The 24409-nt window shown below is 60.4% G+C and carries 21 protein-coding genes; 9 read left to right on the forward strand and 12 right to left on the reverse strand.

Annotated elements, in window-relative coordinates; all coding sequences use genetic code 11:
- Nucleotides 1–58 precede the first annotated feature (58 nt).
- From DC366_RS15875 to DC366_RS15890, 4 genes are all read left to right on the forward strand, one after another.
- Complete coding sequence (locus DC366_RS15875; protein ID WP_108693204.1) at nucleotides 59–1723, forward strand: ATP-binding protein; 1665 nt, start codon at nucleotides 59–61, stop codon at nucleotides 1721–1723.
- A gap of 192 nt (nucleotides 1724–1915) precedes the next feature.
- On the forward strand, nucleotides 1916–6298 hold the full coding sequence (locus tag DC366_RS15880) for a strawberry notch family protein (protein WP_108693205.1): 4383 nt from the start codon (nucleotides 1916–1918) through the stop codon (nucleotides 6296–6298).
- Nucleotides 6295–7335, forward strand: a complete 1041-nt coding sequence (locus tag DC366_RS15885) for a DUF7146 domain-containing protein (protein WP_108693206.1) — start codon at nucleotides 6295–6297, stop codon at nucleotides 7333–7335. The genes DC366_RS15880 and DC366_RS15885 overlap by 4 nt, the downstream gene beginning before the upstream one ends.
- Nucleotides 7336–7654: 319 nt before the next feature.
- A complete protein-coding gene (locus tag DC366_RS15890) occupies nucleotides 7655–8569 on the forward strand; it encodes a DUF2493 domain-containing protein (RefSeq protein ID WP_108693207.1) in 915 nt (304 codons plus the stop codon).
- Here DC366_RS15890 and DC366_RS15895 read toward each other — a convergent pair.
- Nucleotides 8566–8757 carry a hypothetical protein gene (locus DC366_RS15895; protein ID WP_108693208.1) on the reverse strand — a complete coding sequence of 64 codons (192 nt, stop codon included), beginning with the start codon at nucleotides 8755–8757 and terminating at the stop codon, nucleotides 8566–8568. The genes DC366_RS15890 and DC366_RS15895 overlap by 4 nt on opposite strands.
- Before the next feature lie 114 nt (nucleotides 8758–8871).
- Here DC366_RS15895 and DC366_RS15900 point away from each other — a divergent pair, with 114 nt between their 5' ends.
- From DC366_RS15900 to DC366_RS15915, 4 genes are all read left to right on the forward strand, one after another.
- A complete protein-coding gene (locus DC366_RS15900; protein WP_165802934.1) occupies nucleotides 8872–9387 on the forward strand; it encodes a DotD/TraH family lipoprotein in 516 nt (171 codons plus the stop codon).
- Nucleotides 9384–10280: a type IV secretory system conjugative DNA transfer family protein gene (locus DC366_RS15905; protein WP_207768740.1), complete on the forward strand. Its 897-nt coding sequence runs from the start codon at nucleotides 9384–9386 to the stop codon at nucleotides 10278–10280. The genes DC366_RS15900 and DC366_RS15905 overlap by 4 nt, the downstream gene beginning before the upstream one ends.
- Nucleotides 10277–11512, forward strand: coding sequence for a type IV pilus twitching motility protein PilT (locus DC366_RS15910; RefSeq protein ID WP_108693210.1), 1236 nt, complete (start codon nucleotides 10277–10279; stop codon nucleotides 11510–11512). The genes DC366_RS15905 and DC366_RS15910 overlap by 4 nt, the downstream gene beginning before the upstream one ends.
- A 93-nt stretch (nucleotides 11513–11605) precedes the next feature.
- Complete coding sequence (locus tag DC366_RS15915) at nucleotides 11606–11983, forward strand: hypothetical protein (RefSeq protein ID WP_108693211.1); 378 nt, start codon at nucleotides 11606–11608, stop codon at nucleotides 11981–11983.
- Here DC366_RS15915 and DC366_RS15920 read toward each other — a convergent pair whose 3' ends face one another.
- The 11 genes from DC366_RS15920 to DC366_RS15970 form a co-directional block, all read right to left on the reverse strand.
- Nucleotides 11984–14209, reverse strand: coding sequence for a DotA/TraY family protein (locus DC366_RS15920; RefSeq protein WP_165802935.1), 2226 nt, complete (start codon nucleotides 14207–14209; stop codon nucleotides 11984–11986).
- 59 nt (nucleotides 14210–14268) lie between these two features.
- On the reverse strand, nucleotides 14269–14802 hold the full coding sequence (locus DC366_RS15925) for a hypothetical protein (RefSeq protein ID WP_108693213.1): 534 nt from the start codon (nucleotides 14800–14802) through the stop codon (nucleotides 14269–14271).
- Between the two features lie 19 nt (nucleotides 14803–14821).
- Nucleotides 14822–15961 carry a conjugal transfer protein TraW family protein gene (locus DC366_RS15930; RefSeq protein ID WP_133176221.1) on the reverse strand — a complete coding sequence of 380 codons (1140 nt, stop codon included), beginning with the start codon at nucleotides 15959–15961 and terminating at the stop codon, nucleotides 14822–14824.
- Entirely contained in the window at nucleotides 15951–16220 is a 270-nt protein-coding gene (locus tag DC366_RS15935; RefSeq protein ID WP_133176222.1) for a hypothetical protein, read from the reverse strand. Before DC366_RS15935 ends, DC366_RS15930 begins: the two co-directional genes overlap by 11 nt.
- Complete coding sequence (locus DC366_RS15940; RefSeq protein WP_108693216.1) at nucleotides 16210–16791, reverse strand: hypothetical protein; 582 nt, start codon at nucleotides 16789–16791, stop codon at nucleotides 16210–16212. The genes DC366_RS15935 and DC366_RS15940 overlap by 11 nt, the downstream gene beginning before the upstream one ends.
- A gap of 20 nt (nucleotides 16792–16811) precedes the next feature.
- Nucleotides 16812–17546, reverse strand: coding sequence for a hypothetical protein (locus DC366_RS15945; protein WP_108693217.1), 735 nt, complete (start codon nucleotides 17544–17546; stop codon nucleotides 16812–16814).
- Nucleotides 17543–18430, reverse strand: coding sequence for a hypothetical protein (locus DC366_RS15950; protein ID WP_108693218.1), 888 nt, complete (start codon nucleotides 18428–18430; stop codon nucleotides 17543–17545). The genes DC366_RS15945 and DC366_RS15950 overlap by 4 nt, the downstream gene beginning before the upstream one ends.
- Entirely contained in the window at nucleotides 18427–21339 is a 2913-nt protein-coding gene (locus tag DC366_RS15955; RefSeq protein WP_207768741.1) for a putative type IV secretion/conjugal transfer ATPase, read from the reverse strand. Before DC366_RS15955 ends, DC366_RS15950 begins: the two co-directional genes overlap by 4 nt.
- A 121-nt stretch (nucleotides 21340–21460) precedes the next feature.
- Nucleotides 21461–21874 carry a hypothetical protein gene (locus DC366_RS15960; RefSeq protein ID WP_113913371.1) on the reverse strand — a complete coding sequence of 138 codons (414 nt, stop codon included), beginning with the start codon at nucleotides 21872–21874 and terminating at the stop codon, nucleotides 21461–21463.
- 16 nt (nucleotides 21875–21890) lie between these two features.
- Nucleotides 21891–22439: a hypothetical protein gene (locus DC366_RS15965; protein ID WP_108693221.1), complete on the reverse strand. Its 549-nt coding sequence runs from the start codon at nucleotides 22437–22439 to the stop codon at nucleotides 21891–21893.
- Nucleotides 22440–22454: 15 nt separating this feature from the next.
- Entirely contained in the window at nucleotides 22455–23105 is a 651-nt protein-coding gene (locus DC366_RS15970) for a hypothetical protein (RefSeq protein ID WP_133176223.1), read from the reverse strand.
- 142 nt (nucleotides 23106–23247) lie between these two features.
- On the opposite strand from DC366_RS15970, the gene DC366_RS19685 reads away from it, so the two are divergent.
- Nucleotides 23248–24405: a thioredoxin domain-containing protein gene (locus DC366_RS19685; RefSeq protein WP_133176224.1), complete on the forward strand. Its 1158-nt coding sequence runs from the start codon at nucleotides 23248–23250 to the stop codon at nucleotides 24403–24405.
- Nucleotides 24406–24409 lie beyond the last annotated feature (4 nt).

The raw sequence follows: 24409 nt of genomic DNA on the forward strand, positions 1-24409 counted from the left end.
CCCCCTGTTTGAGAGAGAGTTTCCGGGAGGGCGTCACCCCGTTCCAAGGAGCCTCGCCATGAAGAACCCCACATCCTTTCACGCCTGCGTCGCCGACGACGCCATTTCCAAAGTATCGCGCCTGTTCAACGCCACCCTCGACGATATCTTTGCCGAGCTCTTTCAGAATGCCCGACGGGCCGGTGCGACACAGATCTCCGTCAGCCAGATCGACTATCCTGACCTCGGCCCTGTCATCTGCCTGATCGACAACGGACCGGGCCTCAGCGATCCCAGAGACCTCTTCACTCTGGGGCAAAGCGCATGGGAGAATGACGTGCAGTCGATTGAAGACGCTGCCGGTATGGGGTTCTTCTCGCTGGCAGGTCGCCGCGTGCGGATCATCGCCCAGAAACACGGCACGTGCCGGTCCTGGATGATAGACGCGGAGCCCGAGAGCTTCGGTGGAGAGGTTCCGATCACGTGTAGCGAGGGACCGCCGAACCATGATGGCACGACGATCCTGATCGCCATCAAACCCAACGAGAGTTTTGTCCCGGCCGCCAACCACGCCGCGCGGTATCTGCCGATAGATGTGATGATCGATGGCGTCATCGCCTCGCGCAAGGATTTTCTGGCAGATGCCGAGTATATTGAGGAATGGAACGGCATCCGCATTGGCATCTACGAAAGCAGCACGGTCGGGTTCCGCAACAGCGAAATCATCAACTTCCATGGCGTAACATTGCATGCGCGATTGCCAAGCCTGTCCCAGGAATTCCACCGGACCTATTACGCGCGGCTGGATGTCACCCATTGCGCAAGTCTCAAACTGGTTCTCCCGGCGCGAAAAGAGATCGTCGAAAACGCCTTCATGGACGATTTGCGCAACCATATCAGTCTGCTCTTCTATCAGCTGATCAAGGAGGCTGGGGCACATTCGCTTTCCTATGACAATTTCAGGCGCGCAGCCGCGCTTGGCATCGACCTGCTGCCAGCCGCGATGATGTTGCGTGAATTCAAACCCAGCCATGCCGATCGTGATCAGACCAGTCTGGGTGCGGTCAAGACGATCACGGCCGACGATGTGATTTACGACAGTGAGGGCGGTGCGATTGAAGAACAGAACCTCGCCTATGCGCTCTCCGCGCAGCGTGTTGAAACTCGCCTCTATGATCCCAAGCCCGCATTCACGGGCTATGAGTGGTATGAACAGCTGACCCGACTTTCGGTCAAGGAATACCGCGTTATCGGTGACACAGACACTTTCTGTGTCGCGCCGGGCAAACGCCTCACCATGACCGAGCGGCCCGATCAGTTGGAAATCCAGTGCATCTTGGCGGACGCGACCTATTCCGAGGCGTGGACCCTGGCGACCGATTGGCTGATCTTTGGCGAGGACGATTGGGGGCTCGATGACGTCGATATCGCGGTTACAAAATCTTCAAAGGCGACGAGCGCCGATCTGGTCGACTTTCTGGAACACGCGCTGTTCTGCCCATCTGACGATGCCGAGGCCGGGTCCTATGATCAACAAGAGCGCTGGTTCCGCGACGAGGCCGAGGACCTTGCGATCAACATGTTGGAAACGAGCCTTGACGCAGAAATCAATGCGATCACCCGCGTCATAGATCGTGAGCTCTATTGGCTGCGCCGCCAGGATCAGATCATCACTGTCGAAATCGGCAAAGGCCGGATTGATGTCAGCGGTCTGAATCCCCAACCAGTCGCGGCGACCGAATAGGGCTGGAGGCGGGGTAGCCGTCTGCTATCTCGCCATAAGGGCTGGAGAGCGACCCGCACGGGTTGCTCCCCCGCAATCCGGCGCAATGCTGCCGGTAAGAGCAAGGGGAGGGTTTTGGGAAGGGCAAGCCCTCCCCGGTGTGAGAGAGAGATCGTCGGGAAGGGTCGAAACCCTTCAACCCGGAGCTTTCCCATGACTGATATCCCTGCTGAAATCACACCGTCGCGTGCCGCTTCCCTCCTTCAGGCGGCCAATCATCTTCTTCCGCATTTTGAACAGGGCAAGGCCCTCGATCAGGCCTGCGTCCGCGACGCCATGGAGATCGCCTTCGGTGGCACTGATACATCGGGTGCCTGGGTCTGGAAGGATGGATATGAGGCAGGCGAATGTGCGCAGATCCTGTTGCTGCTCAAATATGGCGCGCTGATGCGCCGCCAATGCGCCGCGCCCGCAAAGTTCTTGGGCGTAGTCGAAAAGGTTGCTGGCCTCGCATTGTCACACACCCGCCGCAGCGAGAGGTCGCAAAAGTTGCAGCAATTTTCGACGCCACTGCCCCTGGCTGCGATTGTCGCCGAGGCCGCGCAGATCCGGGAAGACGATGTGGTACTGGAACCCTCAGCCGGTACCGGCCTCCTGGCCATCTACGCACAATTGGCGGGCGCCGAACTTCACCTTAACGAAATCGATGAGACCCGCGCTGATCTGTTGAGCAGGCTTTTCCCGGATGCAGCCATAAGTCATCACGATGCCGGTTCTATAGATGATCGGCTTGAAGGGGGTATTACGCCCAATATCATCGTCATGAACCCGCCCTTCTCGGCCGCGCCCGGTGTCGAAGGCCGCTACAAACCCGCCATGGGCCAACATGTCCTCTCCTCATTGGACCGGTTGCAACCGGATGGTCGGTTGGTCGTTGTGTCCGGCGCAAACTTTTCACCGGCAAACACCGCGTTCCGATCCGCCTTCAAACGCATCAGTGAGAGCGCGTCGATCCGGTTCTCCGCGCCGATCGCAGGCCGCGTCTATGCCCGCCACGGCACAACCACCGAAACCCGGCTCACGGTCATCGACAAGCGTGGCGGACTGACGCAAGATCAGAACGCCGCCTACCACGAACAGGCCGAAAGTTCGCAGGCGCTGCTGGCTCTGGTGCAGGCCCATTGCCCGTCACGATTGGTGAATGATCGAGAGAACCAACCAACAGATCGGACAACGGCCCCTACCTCTTCCTCATCCGCGCGCTCGTCCTCAATCCAATCCTTGCGGGACAAAGCCCGCAGCCAGATACGTGCCAATGAGGCGGAAAAGGCCCGGCATCCGTTTGATCAGATGGAGGCGAGCGAGATCGCCTATCTGCCAAAGGTCTGGGCCGAGAAATCAACCCGGCTCACCGAAGCGCTCTATGAAGGCTATGAGGTCCAGTCGATCACGATCGAGAACGCCCAACCGCATCCAACCGCCCTTGTGCAATCGGCGGCCATGGCCTCGGTCGCCCCGCCCACGCCCTCTTACCGGCCTAAAATCCACGCATCCCTGATCACGGATGGCGCGCTGTCCGATGCGCAGCTTGAGAGCATCATCTATGCGGGCGAAGCCCATGAGCAACATCTTTCCAGCTGGTTTCGCCATGACGCCGAAGACCAGGGTCTCGTCGCCTGCGAGGCGGAATCTGAAAACGGATTTCAGCTGCGCAAAGGCTGGTTTCTGGGCGACGGCACGGGATGCGGCAAGGGTCGTCAGGTCGCAGGCATTATTCTCGACAACTGGCTACGCGGTCGAAAACGTGCGGTCTGGATCTCCAAATCCGATAAGCTCATTGAGGATGCAATACGCGACTGGACGGCCATCGGTGGGCGGGCAACTGACATCGTGCCCCTGTCGCGATTCAAGCAAGGTTCCGAGATCAGGTTTGAGCAAGGCATCCTCTTTGCCACCTATGCGACGCTGCGCACGGCCGAGCGTCAACAGGGCGACATCCTCAAAGCCTCGCGGCTCGATCAGGTCACGGCCTGGCTTGGAAAAGACTTCGACGGTGTGATCGCGTTCGATGAGGCCCATGCCATGGCCAACGCCGCCGGTGAGAAGGGCAAGGAGGGCGGGCGGGGCGACAGGAAGGCGTCGCAACAGGGTCTGGCCGGCCTCAAACTGCAGAACCTCGTGCCCGATGCGCGCGTGCTTTACGTCTCGGCGACTGGCGCGACCATTGTGGGCAATCTTGCCTACGCCTCTCGCCTCGGTCTCTGGGCAACCGGAGATTCACCCTTTGCCACGCGCGAACAGTTTATCGCGGATATGGAGGCGGGCGGGATCGCGGCGATGGAGATTATTTCGCGCGACCTGAAAGCCCTCGGTCTCTATCTGGCGCGCTCCCTGTCCTATGAGGGCGTCGAATATGAAATGCTGGTGCATGAACTGACACCGGCACAGCGCGATATCTATGACAGCTACGCCGAGGCGTTCCAGGTGATCCATACCAATCTGGAAGCGGCGCTCGAGGCAGTCGGCGTCACGGCAGACGGCAGCACGCTCAACGTTCAGGCGAAAGCTGCGGCGCGCTCTGCCTTTGAGAGCAACAAGCAGCGTTTCTTCAACCATCTGATTACCGCGATGAAATGCCCGAGCGTGATAAAATCCATTGAGAGCGATCTTCAGAACGGCGCGTCGGCGGTTGTGCAAATCGTCTCGACGAGTGAGGCGTTGATGGAACGTCGGCTGGCGCAGATCCCGGCCTCTGAATGGCATGATCTGCATGTCGACATCACACCGCGCGAATATGTAGTCGACTATCTGATGCATTCTTTTCCGACCCAGCTGTTTGAACCCTACACGGATGAGGATGGCAATCTCAAATCCCGGCCGGCGCTTGATGGTGACGGGAACCCGATCGAATGCCGCGAGGCTGCGCGCAAACGCGATGCCATGGTCGAACGGCTCGGAGCTTTGGCACCGGTGCAAGGCGCGCTGGATCAGATCTTCTGGCATTTCGGCAAGGATCAGGTCGCCGAGGTCACAGGACGTTCCCGGCGCATCGTCCGCACGCGGGATCAACGGTTGAAGGTCGAGAACCGGCCGGGGTCGTCCAACATCGGTGAGGCCCAGGCCTTCATGGATGATGCCAAGCGCATCCTGATTTTCTCGGACGCGGGCGGCACGGGGCGGTCCTACCATGCTGATCTCGGCGTGAAGAACCAGCGGCTGCGGGTGCATTACCTCTTGGAACCCGGCTGGCGGGCAGACAACGCGATCCAGGGTCTGGGGCGTACCAATCGGACCAATCAGGCGCAGCCGCCGCTGTTCCGTCCCTGTGCCACCAACGTCAAAGGCGAAAAGCGATTCCTGTCGACGATTGCACGGCGGCTGGACACGCTCGGGGCGATCACCAAGGGGCAGCGCGAGACTGGCGGGCAGAACATGTTCCGCGCCGAGGACAATCTCGAAAGTGCCTATGCCCGCAAGGCGCTGCGCAATTTCTTCTGGGATCTGACCAAAGGCCGGATCAGCGCCTGCTCGCAGACCCGGTTCGAGGAGATGACGGGACTTTCGCTGATGGACGGCGATGGCACGTTGAAAGAGCAACTGCCGCCGATCCAACAATTCCTCAACCGCTGTTTGGCCCTGACCATCGACATGCAGGATGCGATCTTTGAGTGTTTCGGTGGCTTGCTCGAAGCCATCATTGATGATGCGAGCGCGGCGGGCACCTATGAAGTCGGCCTTGAGACACTGCGCGCCGAGAAATTCGAGATCATCGACCGCAAGGTGATCTTTGAGCACGCGGCCACGGGTGCGACCGCGACGGCCCTGACCGTTGAGCGTACAGACCGCAACCATCCGCTCTCCCTCGAGAAGGTCAAGGAGTTCTGCATGGGATCGTCGAGCGCGCGGCTGATGCTCAATCGAAAATCCGAACGCGCGGCTGTGCTTGTACCGACCTCCAGCCTGATGACCGAAGAGGGCGAACCGATCGCCCGGGTCGAGTTGCGCCGCCCTATGGCGACCGACCGGATGCTGGAGCTCGAACTGCCAGCCTCCCATTGGGAGGAGGTCAACGACTTCGAGTTCGAACGGGCGTGGTCGAAAGAAGTCGACGCCGTGCCGGAAACGTCCATCTCGAAACTTACTCTGATCTCGGGCCTGTTGCTGCCAATCTGGGACCGATTGCCCACCGACAACATGCGCATCTATCGCCTGCAAACCGAGGACGGTGAACGCGCCATCGGACGTATGGTGACGCAGGACCAGATGGCCAATGTCTATGCCGCCCTTGGGTTGGATTGTTCGGTCGAGCTCACCGCCGCTGAAATCTTCGATGCCGTCCTCAAACGTGGCCAAAGCCTGCCGCTCTCCGGCGGTCTCACTCTGCGCCGGTCGCGGGTGATGAGCGCGTATCGGTTGGAACTCACTGGTTACAATGGTGCCGCGTTGGAAAGCTACAAGGCGATGGGATGCTTCACCGAGATCATCTCCTGGGCGACGCGGCTGTTCGTCCCGACAGATGATACCAATGTCGTCGACCAGATCATGACGCGACACAAGATCACGGCGGCCGGAACCGGAGAAAGAAGTGCGGCATGACCAGGTTTGCAAAGCTGGATCCGGGTGCGATTGCAAGCGGTCTCGCCCGAGACACGGAAGCGTTCTGCCGGTACTGGTTTCCGAATGGGCGCAAGGTCGGCAATTTCTGGCAGATGGCGGACGTCACCGGCGCCAGGGGACGCAGCCTTGCGGTACGGCTTAAAGCCCATGGTGGACGGCAAGCCGGAAAATGGGTGGATCATGCGACGGGGGAATATGGCGACCTGCTCGATCTCTTGCAACATCAGCTTGAGCCGGTGGCCTACCCAGACCTGTTGCGGCAGGCCACTGACTATCTCGGCGAGGCACCCGTGATGCCAAATGACGGGCCGAGCCGTGACGAACCGGCAGCGGTTTCAAATCGTCAGGCGGCAGGACGCCGATTGTTTTCTTATGGCGGGCCAATCAATAACACCTTGGCCGAGGCCTATCTGCGCGGTCGCGGTATCGCCCGGTTCGGACCGGCGCTCGCGTTTCATCGGGGCGTCTATCTCAGAGCCGAGGACGGCACACGTCTGGAAATCCCGGCGCTCCTCGCCGCAATCACGGACAACGCGGGCAGGGTCACCGGATGTTCGCGCGTCTTTCTCAACTTCGAGACGGGTAGTCTGGCCGACATCGAGGCTCCGAAACGTGTGCTGGGCCGCCTGCATGGCAACGGGGTCCGGTTCGGCAAATGGGCCAACTGCACCGACCTTCTCGTCGGCGAAGGGTTAGAGAACACCCTGTCCGTCGGCACGGCGCTACCAAGCGCGGCTTTGGTCTCCTGCCTGACAGCAAACCATCTCGCCGCATTCAACTATCCATCTTCGATCCAGCGCCTCTGGATCGCGCGCGACAATGACAAGACCGGCGCGCGCGCCGCATTCCGCCTTGCAGATCGCGCCGATGCGGACGGGATCGAACCGGTTGTCCTGACTCCGGAGCGAAACGACTTCAATCTGGACTTAGCCGAGTGCGGCGTCACGGAACTGCGTCGTCGGCTGGTGGCCCTCATCGACGCACAAGCCTCCGAGCATGATCTCTGGCCCTCATAAGGGGTGCCGGAAGGCAGGGAGGGACAGGGCGTGGCCCTTCAGGCCGCGGCGTTGACGTCCTGTTCCGTTTGGATGTCCGGGTCGATGGACCGGCAGGTCGGGCGCAAAGGCGCCCTCATCCCAGCCGCAACGGGCAGACCCCGTAAATTTCCCCTGGGCGCGGGGCGCGCCCATTCCTCGCGGGACAAATTTTCGCGCCCTGCCCGTCCTGCGCGGTGCTACGGCCCTGCGGGTGCAGCCGGGCTGCTGACGGTCCTGTTATCGCCCCATCCAAATCGGATCAGGACGAAACCCAAAGCCAACAAAAGGACCCAAGCCCATGACCCTCGCATCTTCCACCTTCACCCCCGCCTCAAGCGCCACAGCCAGCGTCCTCGACGATCTCGCCCTTTACGGCGCGACCCCCCCCGCAGACGAACATGATCACCGCCCCCTGCCCGAAGAGGACCAGACCGAGGCCGCCATCACCGCCATGGTCGAGGCAAGCCACATGCTTCTCGCCGACACACAGCTCGAAGAGGATCTGCAAGAGATGCTCTGGTCGCTCACCAACATCTTTCATCGCCGCCTGACGCGCCTTGAGCGCCAGCTCGATGAGAATGAATGCGAACAACGCGACCTGGTGAGATGTCAGGACGGATCAGAGGTCAAAAGCCTGGAATTGGAGCGCAAGCTCGACCGTGGACAAAAACTTGTCGAGCACCGGGACGCCTATGAGGCGATGCGGGACGCCTCAGCCGCCCATTTCCACACGGAGACCGGTTCGATCTGGATGCCAAGATCAGGATCGCGGGTATCGCACAAGAACCTTACAGCCTCGGTGGTCGACAGCCGCAACTTCCTCTCCGCAGAGCGCCGCAAGAAAAACGAAATCCACTGCCCCGAGGGCACCCGCATCGCCTTCACCGGCGGCGACTATCAGGATTACGACGCGATCTGGACGATCCTCGACGGCTCGAGAGAGAAATATCCGGATATGATCCTGCTGCATGGCGGCACACCGAGCGGAGCAGAACGTATCGCGAGCCTCTGGGCAGAGAACCGCGGCGTCACCCAGGTGGTCTTCCGGCCCGACTGGAAATCCCACAACAAAGCGGCCCCCTTCAAGCGCAACGATCAACTCCTGAAGACCATGCCGAAAGGCATCATCGCCTGCCCCGGCTCCGGCATTCACGAGAACCTCGTCGACAAAGCCCGCAAGCTGGGCATTCCGGTCAAAAGGATCGGGGGCTAAGGCTCCCTGCCCTCTGGCGCGTGTTCAGCGAGGATGCGCGCCAGACAATCGATTTCGTTCATGACATCGACAATGTCCCGGTCTGCTGAAGACTGAAGGTATCGTCGCAGCGCAAAGCTGGTGTCGGGTTTTGCGGCAAGAGCGGCAAGTTTTCGCGCAATGTGCTCAAACGGGTCGGTCTGCATCATGCTCACCTATGAAGTTGCTGCCTTACGTGCTTTTATATCAATATATATAACGATATAAAAGCAACAGGGTTTGGATCAACTCACCGATAAACGGGACGAACGATGGGGACGTGGATGCGACTGGCCCAGAACATATTCTTGAACTTCCTGCTTCTGAGCGCCACCGCCTGCACGGTTGCCAGAGAGCCTGAAAGTACCAGCCTGTCCGCCCTGATAGAGGCGGAAACCTCGGTCGTGGATCGGGAGATTGCCAATGCGGGGCTCTACAATGGGGTGCTGGAACCATACGCGACAGGCACCGCGACTCTCAAGAACCCGGACTACGTGACGGACGAACGCCTGATGACCGTCGTGCATTCTGCCTTCACCGGCCCCATCGAAGACTTCGTTTCCAGAATGGCGCTCGAGACCGGATATCGGGTCACCGCCCAAGGCGAAAAACCCGGCGCGCCGATCCTGATCACCTTAGTGCAACGCAACCTGCCCGCAATGGGCGCGCTGAGCGAGGCGCTCTTTCAAGCCAAGAACCGGGTGGAACTGGTCGTCGATCAGCGCACAAAGACCATGACGATCATCTACAGCAGGCCGGAACGCAGCCCCGTGCCCCATATCGAGGACACGGAAACATGATGCGTCACTGTTTTAAACCGCTGGTGCCGCTTTTGGCTGTCTTTGTCCTGGCCGGGTGCGAAAGTCTCAAGCCGCTGGGTTCCGAACTTCAGGAGCCAGATCCGATCTTCATCGGCGGTCCGGACCAATACCGCTCGAACCGACCTCCGGCCGACTTCGCCGAGTTCAGTGCGCGCACGCGGCGCGGGAATTATGAGACCTCGGTCGACGAGGAGCGCTACGATCTCTTGCGCGAAGCAGCCGTCTCCTATTCGGCGCAGGCCGGCTACCAGCACCGGGTCTGGGAAGTCATGCGCCAGCTTGAACGCGACAGCCCAAAGCTATCCCGAACCTTTGACTTCAACAGGATTTCCTACAGCGCCCCGAGAGAGACGGGATACATTCTTCCCCCCGTCGTGAGCCGCGCCACGGCTGCCATCAATGTCGATGAGAGCGGACAGTCCGCTGTGGCAGCCGATGAATTCTACCGCCTCGAGATCCCCGGCCGCATCGTCACGATCGTGCCGACCTGGCGGGACTACCTTGTCATCCCACTCGAAGAGGCGAGCGATCCCGACGATGACTTCCTGCCGCAAGATAAGGAGGAAAAGCAAGTCTTCGACCGCTTCGCCGCCGAGGGCTGGCAGGCGGGCGTCGAGCAAGCTGACGAAGCGCTTGCACTCAACTTTGTACGTCTGAAACGCGACTATCTTGGCATGATCGAGTATCGGCGCATGGTTCAGGCCGGGTTGGTCAGGGAACTGGTGATCCAGTCCAGCGAGCGTCGATCCGCTGGCGACGGCGACGAACTTTTCATCGGTGAGCGCCGGGTCAAGATTGTCAGCTCCGCCCGTTTCGTGCGCGATCCCAGCCAGTGGAAGCCGTTACAGAGGCGCTATGCGGTGACGAAATGATTGATCTGGATAGGATCAATCTCGAGCCTGATGATCCGAACGCAGCTGAGGTCACGATCCTGAAGGATGAGCCAAATCGGTTCGACAGTGATCTGTCGGCATTTGATCATTTTTTGGTCGGGGCAGCGATGAAGGGAGCGTCCGACATAAATATCAGCGCGGACCTGAGGATGCGAGTTCAACTGCACGGCGACCAGAAGCTTGCAACGAAGCGTCGTCTGCTGATCACGGAAGTCCAGGCGATGCTGGCGCATCTGTGGTCAGCCAATGACGCGATGTCTCTTGTGGGCGCCGGGCGACCATTGGATTTTTCCTATGAAAAGAAGATTGATCGCAAACGCAGTCAGAGGTTTCGGGTGAATGCGACAGGTGAGCAAAGATTCGGCACCAACGGGGTACAGATCACGCTGCGCGCCCTGCCCGACACAACACCGACCCTGGATGACGTCGGGCTCGAAGAAGAGCTGCGCGACCGGTTGGAGCCAGCGAGCGGGATCATCGTCGTGGCCGGCGCGACGGGTCACGGCAAGTCGACGACCATGGCCGCGATGACACGGTGTCATCTGGAGAACCGGCAACGTTCTCGCAAGATCATCGATCTGCAGGCCCCGATCGAATACACGTTCCGCGACATCAACACCGACGCGGCCGATGTTGCGTCCTTTATCAGCCAGTCGGAAATTGGTGTTGGCCGGAATATCCCCACTTTCGCGGAAGGTGTCCGCGCCGCGATGCGGCGTGCGCCTGCCGTGATCAATGTCGGTGAGAGCCGGGACCGTGAAAGCATGGAGGCCTGTATCGAAGCCTGTCTCACCGGTCATCTGGTGAACACGACGACACATGCGGGATCGATCGCCGAGGCGCTCCGGCGCATGGCTTTTTTGTTCCCGTCGGAGGAGCAGGAGGCACGCTCCTTCGATCTGATGACCTCGCTCAATCTCATCATCTGGCAAAGGCTGGTTAAAACTGCAGACGGCAAAGGACGCGTCGCGCTGCGCGAGTATCTGGTCTTTGATCAGAACGTGCGGGACCGGTTTTTGAGCGTTCCTCCCCTGGCGTGGGTGAACGTCGTGAAGGGGATATTTTCGGACAGCCGTTCCAATCCGAACCTGGTCGCCAGGACGATGACGCAGTCCGCCGAGCAGTTGGTGCAGCGCAAGATCGTCAAGGCGGCGGATGTCTCTGGGATTATTCAGGCCGGGATCGGGTTTCTGGGTCAGATCAAGCTCTAGTCATTGTTCCAGTATCACGCATATCGTTAAATATTACGTTACATATCATTTCAAAAAGCTGGCAAAAAAGCACCATCCGGGACATACTTTGATATGTTCAAATGGCTCAAGAAGACGCGACAGTCGCATAGCGAGATCGGCTACTGGGTACATCTCGGTGGCCAATGGCTGGCTGTCGGTCTGATGATCTATTTCTGGCGCGCCATGCTTCACATGCTGGATTCAGTGGAGGTGTTTGCCGGTGCCTGGCGGGAAAGCCGTTCAGAGCATTTTGGGTTTGTTGACGGCTTGGTCGCGATCCCTGTGCATCTGATCTCGGAACCGATTTACTTCCTGCAATTGGTATCGATCATCTTCGTTTTGCACCTGACGGTAAACCGCGCGGGATATCGTAGTTCTTGGCATATGCCTCATAAGTTCAACAGTGGCGGCTTGGGTGCGCTGGTGGTGATGTCCGTGTTTCGCCGATAGCTACTTGTCCTTGGCAGCTTTGTTCCCCAATTGTCGTGGACGTGCGCGGTTGTTCGCCAACCCGATATTGCCGGCTTGGCTAAGTGTGCCACCAGCCGCAGCCCCGGTTTGATAAGCTCCCCCCGCCCCAATCGCACGCGCCGTCATGGCGGTCCCTGCCCCCAGATCGTCACCGATCCCATCGATCCATTTGAAGACCCGCGCCGGAAACACGTTGATCAGGCTGAACGACCAATCGATGATGACGACGTAGAGCAAGCCGACAAACACGGTCAGCACCGCCATAGTCAGGAACTGAGATAAGACCCCAAACGCACCTGGATCTGCCGCCATCTGTGAACTCAGTGCTGCAAACAGCATACCGTTGAGCGAGAAAGCCGCGATCCGGAACAGGACCATCCCGAGCAGGAAGCCGAACACCATCAGGAGCGGGGTGAGAAACAGCATCAGCAGCAGAGACCATCCCTTGCGCGAGATATTGGACGAAATTCCGTGCCCGTCCATCGACAGCATGGCCACGGCCCAAAGCGGTGCCGCAAAGACCGCCTCGATCACCAATAGCATGAACGCCAGAATAGCGATCAGCCAAATGACGGCCGGAAGATAGGGCAGGACGAAACCGACGAAAATTGCGGCAAAGATGCCGATCTGGAACAATCCGCTGGTGAGCGACGCAAGCGTCGCGGGGATCGAACCGAACAGGGGAACCGCGGAGGCGGTCGCCAGCACCCCGATCGCAACCACGGCATAGGTCAGAAAGGTCGAGGCGTAGGCCATCAGCCCGATCATCGGATCGACCGTGATCGTGTCAGGGGCCAGCAGCTGGATACCTTTCAGCAGGTTGGTCGGTGGTGGCAGGAAGTTCTCCGGCGAGGAGGCATCGTCCCCGGCGTAGGCGCGCTCGGTGATGAACTCGCGCAGCCCGGCATTGGCGGCTGCCTCGTTCCAGGCCGCCACGCTCGCATTATAGCTCGCACCGATCCCCGCCAATATCTTCTGCGCATCGCGGTCCGCATTGCTCTGGAACCAGTAGGCCCTGCCGAGCTCGGTCGCCAGCGTGTTCTGGACTCCGCCGCTGAGCGTCGTCGAGATCAGCGTGCCCGGCGTTGCCGTCGGAAACATGCCCGCAACCGCGTTGGCGTCGCCGGATATCTTGCTGATCAGCATGTAATAGGATCCGGCCATCATCCAGCCGCCCGTCTTGAGATCGCCCGCGATCGCGGTTGGTGCGGACAGTGCACCGCTCCCGTCCGACCCGATGGACTGGATCTGCAGGCTGATCGGCGTCCCACTCTCGGTCTGAACCAGGGTGGACAGCGCGCTCGGGTTCACGATCGGATTGACGATCGCGGAATGTTGCTGGCGCAACGTGCGCATCATGGCGGCGAGGTTCGGGAAATCGCCCGGTGCGATCGTGTCGCGGGCCGATATCTTCGCGACGACTGTCTCGGCGGAGCCGCGCATCTCGGTGCGGAGTGCATCGATCAGAGCGCGCATGCCGGTATTGATGGTGTCCATGTTCGTCGCCGGGCTGATACGTTTGAGTGCCGCGGTCGCGGGCGGCAGCGTCACCGACCCACAGGCACTTGTGATGGTGGGCGTGGAATAGGTCAGGATCTGCGGTGTGTATCCGTCGATCAGATCGGTGGCGGAGGCCGGGGCAAGGTCGGACCAGATACCGCCGCTGACGAGTTGCAGATCGCCGCCCTTGGAGACTTCGAAATTATAGGCCGCGCGGCAGAATTCCATGCGCCAGAGCTGCTGCAGGAAGCGCGCATCCGAGCCTACGTAATCGGTGCCAACGATAGGCACTTCGTCGGAGACGATGAGATCGGCCGTCTGGTTCCAGAAGAAGGTGCCCGCGGCGGTGCCTGCGCGCACCACGTAGGAGATGCCGTGCTGGATACCATTATAACCATTGTCGAGGGGGATCAGCAGGGCGAAGGCGGTCAGGATTCGGATCGGCACCCAGATCGTCGATTTCTGGCCAAGCACGATGCCTTCATGGGCGGAATCCAGCGTCCCCTGAAAGATATTGTAAAGCAGGAAGAGCCCGCCGACCGCCAGGAACAGGTTGTTGAACGACAACATCAGGAGCGAGATGACGGTGCGGTTGTTCGCGGTCGGCCCGGGGAACAGGTCTCCGAAGATCAGGTTGAAGAAGGTGTTGGAGCGATCGTCGCCCTGCCCGCTGAAGATGTCCGGCACACTGATGGCCTGCGCCAACCCGCCATCGCTGGAGGCCAGAAGCAGGCCCAAAGCCAGAGTGACGGTCAGAATCGCTTTCATTTGTCCCGCTTTCGGCGCGGGAGGATGATCTGCATGTTGCGCGGCAGGCGCGAGGTCATGTAATCGTAGAACCCGCCGAAGCGGCCCTGCTCGATGATCCAGGCGAAGAAATCGGCGCGGACCGCGCGGAACATCGAGAACAGAAAGAGCGCAACAAGCCCGAGGACAAACACCCGGCTGATATCAAAGAAGATGAGACCAACAGGGATTGCCAGCACGGCCACGAGCCCGGCGTATAGGAAACAGCTTCGCTGCGTCCGCCAGCCTTCATACTGCCGCTGTAACTGGGACGCGCTCATGGACCGGGCCATTTCCTGAAACCGCTCGATCCCACCGTCATCGTAGCGACCTGTCAGCCCTTTGGAATCCAGCGCTTTGGGCCGGACCCGTTCGGCAAGATCGTAAATGAAATCCGCGCCAAACCTACTGGCCTCGAAGGCTCTGTGAATGCCACCACGGCGCGCAAAGAACCCGGCCGCGCGTCTTGCACGGCTCTTTTTTGGCTCATTGTCATCCTGGTTGCGCGCCATGTTTGATCAGCCCTGTCTGTCAGTTGCCGAGCGGGGCGCCGCCGCCCGCCCCCTCGGTCCCGTCAATGGTTGAGGCCAGGGCGGCGGCTTCCACCGCGGCCACACGGCGTTCCAGACCGAAGCGCATCCAGTTGACGTGAAGATCGAGCGCCTGGGTAAGAAGAAGCTCCCGCATCACCGCATCAGGTGACATTTTCGCGATGGATTGATGCCAGTCGGGGTTGGCAAACCGGGAATGAACGAAGATGTCGACCGCCTGAAGCGAGGAGACCTTGTCACCCACAGCATTCGGATAGGCGGGCCCGGCCGCATCCCGTGCCCAATTCGCAAGTTCCGTCCCGCCGGTCGGGGTTGCAATGTCGCCCAGATAGGTGAAGACCGCGTGCGAGGCCGACCGGCGTGTCGCATCGATCTGGCGCGCGGCGATGCGCGCAAGGCCAGCCGGTGTTTTCGCTTCCTCGGTGGTGACCGGTTTCGGCGGCAGCGGATCGACCATGTTGTTGACCATCCGCGCGAACGCCTGTGCGACCTGCTGGTCGGAGGTGTCGAGCGTGATGGCCTCGGTCAAGAGCCGGACATCGGATGTCGGATCCGCAAATCCGCCGACGTTGCGCAGGGTGTCGCGATCAAGTTTGATCTCTTGGGCGAGCGCCAGACCGCCGGAGCGGACCGGTGCCCCGGCCGGACCGTTGCCGTAGGACCGGTTGCGCGACAGGTTGGCGATGTCGATACCGCCGACGCCCTGACTGGTTTGCCCGCCACCAAAGTTCAACACGCCGGAGAGATCGATGCAGGCGGAGGTGGCCGGATCATACCGGCCGCCTTCGGCCGCTGCCCGGATTTTCTGGCGCTCGAGCAGGACGGCGTTCTGGTCGCGTCCTTCGGCGATGCGCTTCGCGGCTTCGGTTTCGCGTTTGGAGTACGCCGAGAGCTGCGCCACACCCTTGAGGATGTTGTCGACGATGTAGTTGCCGACCTCCGTGGTGTGATTGTTGACATTGATCCGCGCGCTGCGAACGATGTTTTGCACGCCGCCACAGGAACAGCCGCCAAAGGCGTATCCCGGCGTTGAAAGCGTGAACAGCCACGCCGCGGCAAAAACCGACAGTGCGCTCCCCATCACACGTGGTTGATGCGTCGTCGGTTGATCAGTTGTCATTTCCCACTCCCTCGCTCCGAGCATTCCCTTTTTTGCCCCGGATGATGTCGTTGACCTCATCGAGGTTGGTGCGCGTCTCCGTGCTCCCCTGGCTCTGGATTCCAGCGGGGTCCTGAGGTTTCGATCTGCCTTCGGTCACGCTCTTGGGGATCTGAAATGACGTGAATTGGATCAACAAGACGAATGCGATCGCCGCCAGAACGACCGCGAGCGCGATCCATTTTCCAAGCGTTATTTTCGACAGGATGTTATTCGGCATTTCCGCCTCCATAGATAAGGTCATAGACCGCATCCAAATTGGTCGGACTGGTCGTCGTGCCGTTGAGCGTCACCCCCTGCCCCACCTGACCGCCGCCGGTGTTCAGATCCACGCCGCCAATCGAAGTTGTCGAATTGCCTGTCAGACCGCCAATCGGCAGGAAGTTGAAACTCGGCAGCTGGAGTAGATTGGTGATCTGGGCGGTGAGCTCGTTCATCTTACCTTCTGCGAAGGAACAGATCTGGCCCTGCGCCTGACTGACCGCCGCCTGGAAGATGCCTTGCAGGTTTGGCACCTGGATCGCGATGTCGAGGTTGACGTCGAGCAGGTTGTCGAGACATCCAAGCGCCGCGATGGAGTGCGGTTTTTTCAGCGCCTCTTCGCCGCGCAGGACTTCGGCTTCGATGCCTGATCGGATCGCATTGGTGAGGTTCAGCTTCACCGTGTCGGTGCATCCCTGGCCGCCGGACGGGAAGAGTTGCAGGATTTGATCATCGACTTGCGCGTGGGTTTTTGGCGCGCTCACGATGGCCAGCCCCGCGATAAGCGTCGCACTCAAAACGTATCGCATGTCATGTCTGCATGGTCTGGTCATTGAGTGCCTCCAAGACTGGTCCGTTCCCCTTGGAAAGGGGGTGTTTCGCGAATGAGGATGGGACGTTTTGCGCCGAAGCCTGGAAAGCCTGTGGTCTGCGCAAAGCTGCCGCCCGTACCAGTCCCGCCCGCGTACATTGTGTCGGACGCGGCCCCGATGCGGTTCATCAGGTGCGATTGCAGCTCGGCGTAGGAGCTGAAGCCGTTGGCATCGAGATAGCTCTGCGGGAACACGGTCGGATCAAAGCCGCTCGCGACCCAGTCGTTGAGCGCGCCGGCTCCCAAGAAATGCGCCGCGGTCAGCAGCCCGCTTTCCGTGAAGGTCACGCCGTTGATGGTCTGACCAACCAACCCCAGTGTTTGCGTTGATAGCGCCGAAAGATTGAGTGTCGTCAGGGTGTCGAAGGCCTGGTCCTGCAAGGCGTGCCCGGCGGGTGAAGTCAGGAAACCGCTCAAGGATGTGACGCCCTGTACTGTCGCCAGCGACGTCCATTCGTAGTTGCTCCAGCTGCCGTACGACCCGCCAATATGGTTTACATAGCCAAGGCTCGCCAGCGTCCCGGCGGTGATCTGGTAGGCACCTGCCGCCGTGCCGCCTTGCGTGTTCAAGGCTCCGTAGTTGCCGCCAGATTCCTGCGTGCGGATCAGATCGGCATAGTCGCTCGCCAGGGCGGTTCCAGCCCAGAGGGCGAGCGCAATGCCAAGATAGCCGATATGGGGAAAGCGGCTCATTTAACGGTCCCTGCGATAGCAACTGGCTGGGTCGGGATCGTCTCCATCACTGCGCCGGTCGAGGGCGAGATCACCGTCACACCGCCACGGCTGAGCGTCTCGATGCCGCGAAAGCCGTTTTCGTCTCGTAAGGTTCTGGAGAGGCCGACCACACCCTCAAGCGCCTGGATCATCCGGTAGGATTGACCAAGATTGTTGATCAGAAAGACGGGACAGAATGATTGACCGCAATAATAGGGTGAGCGCACCACAATGATTTTTTCGCCGCCGAGCAGTATCTCGACCTCATAGACGCTGACTTCGGGCGGCCCAAAAGACGTCGCCGTCGTCTCGTCGATGTTTGCCCCCAACTCTTTGCTAACGAGGGCCAGCTCCGCCTCATTGGCCTCGCGTTCCACCATGCCCGTTTGATCGGGTTGAGGCGTGTAGGCCTGACCGCTCCACGTCCAGACCCGCCCGTCCTCAAGGATCGAACGCATACCGGTCGGTGTGACCACTGACAGCCCAAGCGCGTCGACGGCGGGCCTGCGATAGATTTCGAGCCATTTCTCGTTGTGGAACAGCACGACGTTAAAGCACTCGGTCTCGCAGTTGCGGCTCTTGCCGATCTTCAGGAACAGTTGCTCGGGATCGTCGTTCGGCGTTTCCAGCCAGACCCGGATCGCCTTCACGTAAGGAAAATCGCGACCATACATTTGCCGCGCGATGTTCAGCGCCTGTTGATCGTTGCGCGCGAAGGAGAGCTGCTGGACCGCGATATCCCCGCCAGGCTGGTTGTTCTCGCGACTGTCCTCGGCAAGCGCGGACAGCACACCCAACGTGACCAGCAGTGCAGCCAGATAGACGAGGAGCGGTGACCGCCTGTGTCTTGCGCGCAATGTCATTGAAATGCCCCTTTCGCGAGATCGTCGGCCATGCGGGAGATGACGTTCGAGCGTGCGGACTCGTCGAGCATCTTGCCGGAAGACATCAGCCCCTCGAGTTCCGCCTCGATCTCCGCCTTTGCCGACCCGGCCGGAAAGCGACGGGCGAGGATGTGGCGCGCCTCGGGACTGCCGAGCCGCTCGTAGAGGATCGCGCGCAACGCCGTGTCTTCGGCAGTTGTCGACAGCGCCCAAAGTTCGATGGGCCCGAGTTGGTTATAGAAGTGCTGCACATAGGTCTGGGATTTCAGCTTGAAGATGGCGACGATCGGCGCGCCCTCGCCCGGCTCCGGCCCGCTCAATCGGCTGATCACCGGTTTCAGACTGGCGGGCAGATCATAGGTGTCCATCACCGTGCGCACGCTCTCGGCGGTCGGCACGTTGCAGAGGAATATGTTGGTGGCGAGTTCGCGGATCGAATGGTCGAAATCCCCGATCAGCTGACTGGCGAGTGAGATCTGCACGCCAGCCTTGCGGCCGACCCGTACGTCTGCGACGACCTGATCGCGGATGCCGAGTCCGCCGGTCAGGTGGTATTCGTCGATACAGATGCGTTTGGGCATCTGGCGGTTGTTCTGGAAGCGCAGCAGATGATGTGCCCGCACGGCGTCGGGCAGATCGGAACCCTTGATCTCGTCCTCGTCGAGCCAGAAGTCAGACGTCAGCGTCTGGCGCGCCATCATGTACATGACCGCCGTCTGCTTGCGCCCGCGCTTGCCGGTCGCTTCGGTCACACCGGCCAGATCGAAGGCAACGATGCGTGCGCCCGAGACATCGAACCGGGTCGGGTTCGACAGGATCACATACTGCTTGATCGCGGCGGTGATCTGACGCTGGAACGCGCCGACCATCGGTTCCTGGGTCGATTGCACCCGCATTTTGATAAAGGGCTCGCGCACGGTCTCTGCGTTGGAGATCGGGATTAGATCGCCGAGGATCGGCACGGCCAGGCGTTGCGCGAGGGCTGCGGCATGATGCTCGTTCTTCGCAAACAGGACGTCGACGATCTCCCACCAGGTGGTCTCTTCATCGACTTCGAAATGATGCTTCTTCAGCGCTTCATCGACATGGCGATCCATGGTTGGCGAATAGCGCTTCGGGCTGACCTCATCGGAATAATAGCGATAGGCCTCATCGACGCAGGCCTCGGCCAGCTGCGAGACACCGTCATAGGGCACGTTGGCATCTTCAGGTGTGCAGATCAGCCCGATCAGGTTCACCAGAAACGCGCGTTCATGGGCAAACGGTTTTCGACAACAAAGCTGGGTGTCGAACGGATTGACGGCATCGCGGTCCACCATTTTCAGCCGGTGGAACATCGCCTCGTGTCGCCGGTTCGGCGGAAGGGCGTCGCGGATCAGGCTGATCAGGCCCGACGAGGACGGGCCGATATCGATGATGGCGATGCGCGGCAGGATCGCCTGGTTGTCCCCGCCCCTTCCGGATTGCGGCGACAGCGCCACGCCGAGATTGATCGCGTTCATCAGAACCGATTTACCGGATCCGGGCGTGCCGACCATGATATCGACGCTGGCATTCTGTTTCGACGAGCCGGGTTGATACGGGAACGGCTTGCCGTCCGCGGTGCGAAAGATGATCGACCCGCGCTGCCACGGGCAGGCGGGCCGCACGATCGGGGCCATGGCGAGGACGTCCAACAGGTCGGCAGCGCAGCTTTCGGCGGTCGAGGCGGTCGAAAGGCCAAGCACAGACGACATCACGCAGTCCAGCGGGTCACCGACAACCGCGTTGGTGTGGCAATTGCCCCAGGATTTTACCATCTCCTGCAGCGATGAGACGTGGGCGCGCAGCTGGCCAACTTCGTCGGCTGGTGCCCAGGCCGCGAAGGAGGCGCGCCAGCGGATGACGGTGTTGCCGTCACCATCGGTCTGGCGCAAACGCTCGAAGCTCTCCTTGATGCGCCCGTTATGTGTGGGGGCGGTCCAGGCCAGCAGCCGCGCCAGCTGCTCGCGAAACATTTGCCCTGCGAACCCTCCGCTCTCCATCAGGATAGAACAGCGCCATGAGATTCTGGTGCCGTTGGCGATCACGCGCCTGATCAGCTCATTGAACTGCACAACGATTTCGGGGGGCAGCACGATGTCGAAACCGGAAAACACCGTGTTGCCAATGCGCACGATCTTGCTGTCGATCACCTCGGCATGGTCGGTGAAGATCTGTTCCGACAGCTTTGGCCACACGAGATTGGAGATATCTTTGCGTGTGATGTTGCGCCCGAGGCTCGGCAGTCGTGCTTTGAGATAGTCACCCGGCAATGTCGCGCGCCACGGGTGGTTGAGACCCAACGTGTCGGGCGCCACGATCTTGCGGATCGCGTTCAGTGCCTCATAATTGTTTAGTAGTTCGAGCGCGATACCCGCCGAATTGAACTCGCGCCCCAAAGCCGTGACAAAGCTGTCATGGCGGATTGCCAGGCCTTCAAGCGCGGTATCCGGGATCTGACCAAGCGAGATCGGTGGCGCGGCATTCAGCACTTTCGTGCGCCGTTTCAGGCTGGCATTGCGATCTTCCGCCGTCAGCAAGGAGGGGCGTGTCCACAGCGCCAGATAACAGCGCTCGCCATAGAGCTTGGATGGGAGCAGTTTGCGGCGCTCGTCCAGAAGATCATGTAAGTCGAGCGCATTGTCACGCGCAACGCGGGCGCTGTCATCGATGATGGTCTCGACCTCGCGTGTACCAAGTTCCGGCGAATGCCCGAACCAGAACTGCAGGGCCAGTCCTGGTTTGGAAAAGAACGGCGACAGGCCCACCCGCAACCGGTCGCAGGCTTCGGTGACATCCTCCTCTCCCGGCAAGGACCGGAACCCGTCGAGCCGGAAGAGCGACATCATCGAGCCGTCGTCGGCCACCAGTGCTGTCTCGCCATGCGCGGTTTCCAGACGGCAATACCCGTCCAGAGAGGCCTTCAGCGCTCCCCGGCCCAGATGGGCTGCGACCTGATGCCAGAATGCGACCATCAGTACATGCCCCTTAGTTGAGCGAGCGGAGCTGACCGTCCACGGAGGATTGGTTCGCACCGGTGCCGAAGATCGAGGCGACGCCGACATTGAGGAAGGTCGGGATCGCCACCATGCAGGCGGCCGCGACGCTGAGCATCAGGATGCGGCCCGTCTCGACGGACGAGTCATTGGTGCTGCGCGACCGCTTGATCATCGCCATGACCGCCATGATCGCGAACACGACGCCGAGAACGAAGGAGATGGTGCCGAGAATGTCAGCCGCAGGCCCGAGCTGGCTGGAGCGCATTTCGGTGAAGATGTCGCCAAACGTCTGGGCGAAGGTTTGGCTGGCCCAGAATGTGCCAAAGCCGAGGGAGAGCGCAGAACGGACAATGGCGGGTCGCCTAGAGACGCGGTTATGAGAGCGGGATTGTTTCTTGCGCATGGAGGAGTTCCTTGTTTCAGCCGAAGAAGAGATTTTCGAAAAGGCCGACGGTCCGGGGCAGATCGACCGCCATGATCCCTGCAATCATGTGAATGAAGCCCTTGCCCATCAGGCCCTGGGTCGGCATGTCCGCCGATTTGACGCAGAGAAAGAGACCGCGCACGACCGCCAGCAGCCCGATGAATTGCGCGATCCGCACGAGTGCGATCAGGATGGCTTCGCCGGGCGTGCCCGAAACGGGTGAGAGCATCTCCGGCGCATAGGCCATGATCTCGCTGGCGGCACTCGCGGTGGTGTTGCTTGCCCCGTAAAGTGACGCGATCCAGGCGGACAGCGTCAGATCGAGGGAGATGATCAGCAGACCGAACACGATGTAGGTCAGCGCCTGATAGTAGCCGTGCCGCCTGTGATGGGCATGCGCGCGCTCCTCGGCCGTCACCAGCATCATTCGGCTGCCGATCACGACGAGGATGATGCCCAGAACGAAACAGAGTGCTGCCACGAAGGCCTGCGCCGGTGGCAGGATGTCGGTCACCCGCGTGAAGAAGACGGTCAGCTCGTCCATATGCTGTCATCCTCATCACTCACCATCTCCACCCTCTATTTTCGGCTGGGCTTCGGCGTTACCGTCTGGGATCAGCACAACGCGTTTCGGGGTGTCCGTCACGGGAGCCGCGACAGGCGTCACCTGTACCGGGCGAGAACCGGCTCTCTCGGAAGCTGCGCCTTCGTCGATTGCGGGCAGCGACGCGCCGATCAGGCCGGTGGTGGCATAAAGCTGCCGTATGGCATTGGAATGCGCGCCGTTGACCTTGCGCTGGTCCTGCAGCCGAGCAACGAACCTTGGCAAAACACCGCCCTGCCCCGTCAACAGCGCCAGTTCCGAGCGCAGTTCCAGGCTCTGTTCGGTGAGCAGAGTCACCTCGGATCGCAATTGATCGAGTTCGCGGGCCTGCTGATGATAGGCAAACTCGACCACGGCCTCTTCCGCTTCTGTCTTCCGGTCCAGTGCGTTGAATGCAAAGACGCCGCCAATCGCGACGAGACCGAGAACGGCGAAGGTCAGCAGGACCTTGCACAGCCCGTTGATAAAGGCGGTACCGGTGCTTTCGCGGGCGCGCATGTGGACGGCAACGCGGTCCCGGGCCGGGCGGGCAAAGGTAAAGCGGTCGGCAAAAGCGTCAACAGGTGATGGTGCCGAGCCGCCTGATGCTGTGTCTGACCGATACATTGTCACTCCCTTCCGCCTCGAACCAATGTGTTGTGGCTTGCGGCAACTCGGCTATGGTCATTAATCCTATATCGTTATATATAACGATATAAACGACACAGTAAAGACCTTTGCTAAATACCTCCGAGAAAAGGATTTCCCGATGAAAGCTGTCAAAAAAAGCCGTTCGCCGCGTGTAAGCTCAGTGTCAGGTCTCGCCTTCCTCATGATCCTGGGATCTGGCTCGGCAAGCCTTGCTCAGGAATACAGCTGGAAGGAGGGGTTTGCCGGTTGCACGGGAACGTCCCCCTTCATCGAAACACTCATCTCAAAAACAGACCCAGAGGTGCGCCCGCTTCTGAAAATTGGCGAGATGCAGGCTTGGGCCATCAAGGACGCAGACGGACACCCCGCGACCGCCCTGACAACACAGGATGGGCTGACAATTGTCGGGCGCATCATTGGACCACAAGGTGAGGACATTTCGGCTGCACTGCTAGCGACCGTGCCCGATCCGGGCGCGAAACCGCCCATCGCACAAGCATCGATGTCTCAGACTTCGAGTCCTGCACGTTCGTTACCCGCACGGACAACAACACCTGCGCCTTCAACACAAGGCGCGATGGCGCCAGATTCAAATCCGCAAACCGCCAGGCGCGCACCGACTGGGGCCACATCACCTGTGTTAAATCAATTGCAGAGAAACCTGCGATCTGGCGACGTGACCCAAGCGCCGCGGCCGCCTGACACGGCAACGCTGAACGCACCTGCCGTTGCCACCCTGTCGGCACCGATTACCGCCATTGAACACCCCTCTGCCGATGTTCAGGCAGGAATCGATACGATCTTCAAGCAAGCCGGTGAGGAGCGTATCTGGTTTTCTGCCGGAACGCCGAACCCTGGCGCGCCCGTCGTCTACATGCTCACCGACCCGGAGTGCCCGCATTGCCAGTGGACGATTGATCAAATGCAGGGGCCAATTGCATCCGGGTCTGTCGACCTCCGGATCATTTTCGCTCCCGTTACCGGCGTTCAGGGGTTCAATACGGCCCTGTCGATCCTGCATTCCAAAGATATCGCGCAAACCTTCATGGCTCATATGACCTCTAACACCCGAGGAACATCCGGCGTCGTCCAGATGGATACGACCCTGGCCGACAAGGCCGTCATCCAGGGGATCGTCGACAACATCAACTGGATGCGGGCAAACAAGATGCCGGGCGTGCCGTTCTTCCTCTTTGATACGGATCAAGGCGCACAATTCGCCTTCTCGGAACTGCCGCCGGACATTCTGACTGTCGCCAAAGCCGCAAGCCAGTGACGGG

This window comes from Pelagivirga sediminicola (assembly GCF_003072125.1).
Classification (GTDB): Bacteria; Pseudomonadota; Alphaproteobacteria; order Rhodobacterales; family Rhodobacteraceae; genus Roseovarius; species Roseovarius sediminicola.